Source organism: uncultured Nitratireductor sp., assembly GCF_913053745.1.
Lineage (GTDB): Bacteria > Pseudomonadota > Alphaproteobacteria > Rhizobiales > Rhizobiaceae > Nitratireductor.
Window position 1 is genome coordinate 1 of the sequence record NZ_CAJXGF010000209.1, and the last position, 6157, is coordinate 6157.

At 57.9% G+C, this 6157-nt stretch carries 5 protein-coding genes and 1 pseudogene; 3 read left to right on the forward strand and 3 right to left on the reverse strand.

Going from position 1 to position 6157, the window contains the following annotated elements:
* Both QZ638_RS21890 and QZ638_RS21895 read right to left on the reverse strand, forming a co-directional pair.
* Positions 1 to 370: ATP-binding cassette domain-containing protein (locus tag QZ638_RS21890; RefSeq protein WP_295814530.1), on the reverse strand; the 370-nt coding region annotated here is incomplete at its 3' end.
* 178 nt (positions 371 to 548) lie between these two features.
* Entirely contained in the window at positions 549 to 1514 is a 966-nt protein-coding gene (locus QZ638_RS21895; RefSeq protein ID WP_295814534.1) for a LysR substrate-binding domain-containing protein, read from the reverse strand.
* A gap of 142 nt (positions 1515 to 1656) precedes the next feature.
* Here QZ638_RS21895 and QZ638_RS21900 point away from each other — a divergent pair, with 142 nt between their 5' ends.
* The 3 genes from QZ638_RS21900 to QZ638_RS21910 all read left to right on the forward strand — a co-directional run bounded on the left by QZ638_RS21900 (position 1657) and on the right by QZ638_RS21910 (position 5562).
* On the forward strand, positions 1657 to 3582 hold the full coding sequence (locus QZ638_RS21900) for an ABC transporter substrate-binding protein (RefSeq protein WP_295814537.1): 1926 nt from the start codon (positions 1657 to 1659) through the stop codon (positions 3580 to 3582).
* A 73-nt stretch (positions 3583 to 3655) separates the two neighbouring features.
* The gene (locus tag QZ638_RS21905) at positions 3656 to 4693 is read left to right on the forward strand and encodes an ABC transporter permease (protein WP_295814542.1); all 1038 of its coding nucleotides are present in this window, start codon (positions 3656 to 3658) and stop codon (positions 4691 to 4693) included.
* On the forward strand, positions 4690 to 5562 hold the full coding sequence (locus QZ638_RS21910) for an ABC transporter permease (protein WP_295814545.1): 873 nt from the start codon (positions 4690 to 4692) through the stop codon (positions 5560 to 5562). The genes QZ638_RS21905 and QZ638_RS21910 overlap by 4 nt, the downstream gene beginning before the upstream one ends.
* Before the next feature lie 15 nt (positions 5563 to 5577).
* Here the strand turns inward: QZ638_RS21910 and QZ638_RS21915 are convergent.
* Positions 5578 to 6157, reverse strand: a pseudogene (locus tag QZ638_RS21915) (coproporphyrinogen III oxidase); the annotation flags it as partial.

A 6157-nucleotide genomic window follows, 5' to 3' on the forward strand; every position in this document is an offset into this window, starting at 1 on the left:
CCGGATTGAGACTGGACATCGGGTCCTGAAAGACAATGGAAATGTCCGCGCCACGTATACTGATCATCTTCTCCAGCGGCATGCGTGTAACGTCGATGAGCCGTCCCTCGCGTCCGCGTAAACGTATCGACCCCCCCGTGATCGACGCGCCGTCGTGTTCCGTCAGGCGCATCAGCGTCATTGCGGTAACGGATTTGCCGCTGCCCGATTCCCCCACCAGCGCCAGCGTCTCGCCCCTATCGATATGAAAGGAGACGCCGCGCACGACTTCGATGGGCGTCTTGCTTTGCGCCGCGAAGGATATTCTGAGGTTTTCCACCTGCAGCACCCGCGTCGCCGACAGTGCAGGTTCAGGGTCAACGTGGCTCATCTTTCTGCCGCCTCCCTTGGACAGATCGCGCTGGGTGATTGAGGACCGTTCACCACCAGATCGGGAAGTGTTGGGGGAGGCTTGTCAAGAGACTGAAATTTTCGTCGCGGCGCACGCGTGCGGAAAAGTCAAGCTTTGTCAGTGTTTCGCGAATTCATGTTTTTTTTGCATAAAGCATTCAGCTTGCTGTTGGCCCGGCGATCTTCTTTGAACACCCTGTATGCCGAGTTTCGGAAGCGTTCGCGTTGAGTTCGATTCTTTGCCAGAATGTTTCGAGATGCGGGCTGTGGGAGCCATGTCTGCGGAACAGCCTGACTTCCATGTCGAGCTTCAACTCCGGACCGCCGATCTGGCAAAGTTCGCCGCGTTCTATCGCGTCCCTGACGCAGCAGAGCGGCAGCCAGCCCACCCCTTCACCGGCCATAACCATTCTCTTGATGCCCTCGGAGATAGACGTCTCGTATACGGTTGCCAGCGGCAGAGGGCGTTCCTGGCGCGCGTGGATCAGGGAAACGAGTTTGCCCAGATAGCCGTCATTCCATGAGTAGGCCAAGTAAGGGATGCGGGTTTGCTGATCCTGTTCCAGTGAGTAGATCGGCTTGTTTTCGGTATCGACAGCGGACACGGGAACAAGCGGATCGGTGCCCACGCATAGGGATTCGAAGGGTCCCGCGGTCAGAACCGGTGGGCCGTCGGGGTGGCTGTAGACGATTGCGAAGTCACTCCTGCCCATGGCGAGAGCCTCTATGCATTCGTAAAAGTCGGAGGCCTGCATGCTCAGGGGGAGCAGCGATCTGGAGCCATCCACGCCTTTGATCCATTCGGGGAAAAAGAACAATGCGATAGTGTGCAGTGCGCTGAAGGAGACGGGGTTCTGGCGGGTCTCGGCCTGTTGCTGGCAATCGTTTCGCAAGCGGTAGAGCTCGCGCACCAACTCCTGACAGCGTGGTAGAAAAAGCGTTCCCGCTCGTGTCAATTGGACCGGGTATGTGCTTCTGTCGATAAGTTCCACGCCGACCCAGCGTTCCAGCGCCTTTATGCGTCGGCTGAAGGCCGGTTGCGAGATGTTGCGTGCCGCTGCCGCAGTCGAATAGTTCCGCGATGCGACAATCTCAAGGAAATCCTCCATCCAGATGAGTTCCAAAGCAGTGCTCCATGCGATTTTTGCATAGTTCATCTATAAAGAGTATTAGACAGCCTGAAAAGCTCCCCCTACCGTTTGCGGAAAAGATGCCCGTTCCAAGGGTTCACGGTTCAGTGCAGTATCTGAATTGAGGGGAAAGCCAATGCTCAAAAAAATCGCCTTGTTAACCGCCTGTGCCGTGTTTGGCCCGGTTGGGATCGGCAATGCACAAGTTAAGAACCCGGGAACCCTGGTTTATCTTTGGACCAGCGGAATCCAGTCTCTCGACCCTGCATATATCGGCAACACGCCGAGCACTTACGCGTCCTTGAACATGTATAATCGGCTGCTTGGCTATGACGGCTCGAACATCTCCGAATTCGTTCCTTCGATTGCGTCCGAGGTGCCCTCGCTCGACAATGGTCTGATCGTTTCCGGCGAGGATGGTTCGGTTCGATATACATTTCCGATCCGCGAAGGGATTTATGCGCACAAGGTCGGTCTCAAGGCTGCGGATGGAAAGATCGAATGGCGCTATTATGACGATTTGAGTGGGGAGGAGCGTGAGCGCATCGAACCCGGTTTTGGGGAGATTACGGCTGAGGATGTCCGTTACAGTTTCATGCGCGCCATCCTTCAGGGGGAATCTTGGATGGCCAATGCCGTGACGGAGATGGTGACGGCAGGCGCCTATGCCAACATTCGCGAATGGGCGACGCAACTCGCCGGTGTCGAAAACTTCGACGATCTGGATGAAGCCGACCTCGTCGCGGTACACGATGCCCTTGCCGAAAAGATTACCGTTGAAGATGGCAAGGTCGTACTCACCCTGGAAAAATCGTTTCCGGCCACACTCGGTGTCATAGCGCTGCCTTATGCCACCTCGGTCATCGACAAGGAATGGGCCGTCGATCATGGAGCCTGGCCGGGAACGGCCGATAACTGGGTGGAATTTCACAAGCCGGATCTGGGCGACAGCGCTCTGTTCGAGCAGGTCAATGGCAGTGGGCCCTTCATGCTCGAAGAATGGGATCAGGGCGAGAAGCGTCTCGTGATGAAGCGTTTCGAAGGTTATATGGACGGCCCGGCGCCGCTTGAGCGCGTTGTCTTGCGCACGGTGCCAGAGTGGACCACCCGGCGCTTGCAACTCGAGGCCGGGGATGCAGACGTCGTCGCCACTCCCGTCGAGTTTCTCGAAGAGATGAAGTCGCGCCCCGGCATCAAGGTCCAAGAGGGGTTACAGAATATTTTCGGGCGCAGCCTGTTCTTCATGTGGCCCGTTCAGGCCGAAGGCAATCCGGCGATTGGCAGCGGCAAACTCGACGGTGCCGGAATTCCCCCGGATTTCTTCGGTGACATCGACGTGCGCAAGGGCTTCAACTATGCACAGAACTATCAGTTGCTTCTGGAGCAGGTAAACCTTGGCAATACGGTACAGCTGCGCGGCCCGACCGTGCGTGGACTGATGGGGTATACCGATGAGAGTCCGGTCTACAGCTTCGATCCGGAGAAGGCCGAAGAGCACTTCCGCAAGGCCTACGATGGCAAGCTGTGGGATGTTGGCTTCGAGATGACGGCGTTCATGACGGAAGGCACGGAGCTTGCAAACGCTGCGCTTTCGGTACTCCAGCAGAATCTGGCCCGTATCAATCCGAAGTTCCGCCTTAAGATTCAGGCTCTGCCTTGGGCCACAATCTCTGATCGCATTTATACCAGCACCAATCCAAGCATTCCCATGGCCTATATGGGATGGGGGCCGGATTACTCGGACCCCGGCGGTCCGCTTGGCGCTGCGACCTACTACCTGGCCAGCACGGGCCTTGTGGCCGGTTTCAGTGGCGAAGGGTATCGCGAACTGATGCGCCAGGAATTCGATGCCTTGCTGGATGAAGCGTGGAAACTGAACGATCCCGACGAACGTCGCCCCATTTATGAGCGCTTGCAAGTGATGAGCCACGAGCTCGCGACCACCCAGTTCCTTTGGGAGGATTACACCCACGTGGTCTCGCGCGATTGGGTGGATGGGTACGTGCACAACATGATCCTTTACGGTGCTTGGGACTTCTACAACATCACCAAGTCTGAATAGACACCGCGCTCCATGAGCCTCCGCGCCGGGCGCGGAGGCGATTTGCTTCCGCTGCCCTGATCATACGGATGCCATGCTTTACTATCTTCTGCGCCGAGCGGTGTTCATCCCAGTGGTGTTGCTTGCTCTCACCTTGATGATCTTTTCTCTGCAAATGACATTGTCGCCCGTGCAACGGCTGGCTGCCTATGCGCCTGGGCCCGAGTTTCTGAAAGGTGGGAACGATCAGATCGCTGCCCTGATCGAGAAATACGGGCTCGATGAGCCGTTTCTGGTTCAATACAGTGATTGGCTCGGCAATGTTCTGACGGGCAATCTGGGATGGTCGGAGACCGCCAGGGCGCCGGTTGCCGACGCCTTGATTGATCTTTTCCCGGCCACTGCGGAGTTGGTTTTCTTTGCTTTCATTCCCAGCCTGATCGGGGCCATCTGGCTTGGCACCAAGGCAGGCGTTTATCTGAACAAGGGCATCGATCACGCCATTCGCATCTTCACCATTCTCGGCTGGTCCTTTCCGGTTTTCGTCTTCGGCCTGATGATGTTGATGATTTTCTACGGAACGCTGAATTGGTTCCCACCCGGTCGTCTTAGCCAATGGGCCGAAGTGGTGGTCGCGGGCGAGGCTTTTACCCGCTACACCGGCGTTAACACGCTCGATGCACTGCTCAACGGGAACCTGGCTGTCTTCTTCGATGCATTGCGACACCTGATCGCCCCGGTTGTCACACTGACCTATGTCAACCTTGCCAGCATGACACGTGTGATGCGCACCAGCATGCTGGAAACCCTTCGTCAGGACTACATCCGCACCGCGCGCGCCAAGGGGCTGCCCGAAAGGGTTGTTCAAAACAAGCATGGCCGCAGCAATGCGATGCTGCCGGTGGTGACGATCGCGGGCATGGAACTGGCTTACATGATGGGAGGAGTCGTCATCACGGAAACGATCTTCGACTATCACGGTATTGGCCGGTTTGCCGCCGATGCAGCTTCCAATCTCGATTTTCCCGGAGTGCTCGGCTTTGCTCTTTATTTCGCGCTTGTCCTGGTCGTTATCAATCTCGTCGTGGACCTGCTCTACCCGCTGCTCGACCCAAGGGTGAAGCTGAGATGACGGTGCTCCGCTACCTTTTGCGCAATCCCCTCTCTCTGTTCGGCATGGTCGTGTTGATCGGCTTTGTCGTGGTAGCGCTTTTCGCCCCCCTGCTTGCGGTGCCCGAACCCTATCAGATCAGCCCTTATGATACGCCGCGTGCCGGTTTCTGGGCGCAGCCCCAGCCGCCCTCCGGTGAACATCCTCTTGGTACAACGCAGGGGCAGTTTGATATTTACTACGGTCTGGTTTGGGGAACCCGAACCGCTTTCAAGATCGGCCTTGGCGTCGTGCTCATCTCCGTTTTTGTCGGTGTGCTCATCGGATCGATCGCCGCGTTTTACGGCGGTCTCGTCGATGAAGTGCTCATGCGCGTCGTTGATGTCTTTATGGCCGTGCCGCTGCTGATTGCGGCGATGGTGCTGACGGCTTTGCTGGGCAAGGGGTTGGTGCCGATGATCATCGCCCTCAGTACGTTCGGCTGGATGAATTATGCGCGTGTCGTGCGAAGCGAAATACTGCGGGTCAAGGAGCTGGATTTCGTACATGCCGCGCGCGCTTACGGCACTGGCGACTTGCGTCTTATTCTGCGGCATATCCTTCCCAACACCTTCTTTCCGGTTTTGGTTCTCGCAACCATGGCGACCGGTTCCATGGTCCTGGCTGCCTCGGCGCTCAGTTTTCTCGGAGTGGGAACCGAAGAAGGATATGCGGATTGGGGCCAGTTTATCGCTTACTCGCGCAACTGGATCGTCGGTCAGGGCGATGATCCCTTCGCCTATTGGTACACGCTGTTTTTCCCGGGCATGGCGATCTTCCTGTTCGTGCTTTCCTGGAATCTCGTCGGTGACGCTCTGCGCGACATTCTCGACCCGCGAATCGCAAAATAGGGGGCAATCTTGAGCTCAATCGATACATCGCTCGCCGAGCGCTTCGAGATCGACCCCTTCCGCTAGCCGCAGTCCCATCAGCAGCGCCTCCGATGCCTGCTCTCCGTGAACCAGAACGCGCTCTTCCTTAAGGCCGTGCCCATTACGGTTGACGGCATCGAGCCAGTTCTCGGGCTTCTTGTGCCGCAGCGTGGCAAGCCCGCCGCGACGGCCGTGGGCTCCGGGTCCGATCCCGGCGTAATCCTCGTATCGCCAGTAGGTGAGGTTGTGTCGGCTCTCCTCGCCAAGACGCGCGTGGTTGCTGATCTCGTAGGGTGGCAGGCCCGCTGCCTCGGTCAGTTCACGGGTCAGCGCGAAGAGGTCCGCCGCGCGGTCGTCATCCAGCGGGATGAAGCCGCCGCGTCTCACGTCGGTGGCGAAACGCGTGCCCGGCTCGATCGTGAGCTGGTAGAGCGAGAGGTGTCCGGTGCCGAAGCCAAGGGCGCGCGAAAGCTGGTCGCGCCAGTGCGCCTCGGTCTGATCGGGCAGGGCGTAGATGAGATCGAAGGAGACGCGGTCGAACACGGCCTGCGCGGTGTCGAGTGCTTTCAGCCCT

Coding starts and splice junctions, on each gene's coding strand:
- QZ638_RS21900 (WP_295814537.1), top strand. CDS start 1,657: ATGCTCAAAAAAATCGCCTTGTTAACCGCCTGTGCCGTGTTTGGCCCG.
- QZ638_RS21905 (WP_295814542.1), top strand. CDS start 3,656: ATGCTTTACTATCTTCTGCGCCGAGCGGTGTTCATCCCAGTGGTGTTG.
- QZ638_RS21910 (WP_295814545.1), top strand. CDS start 4,690: ATGACGGTGCTCCGCTACCTTTTGCGCAATCCCCTCTCTCTGTTCGGC.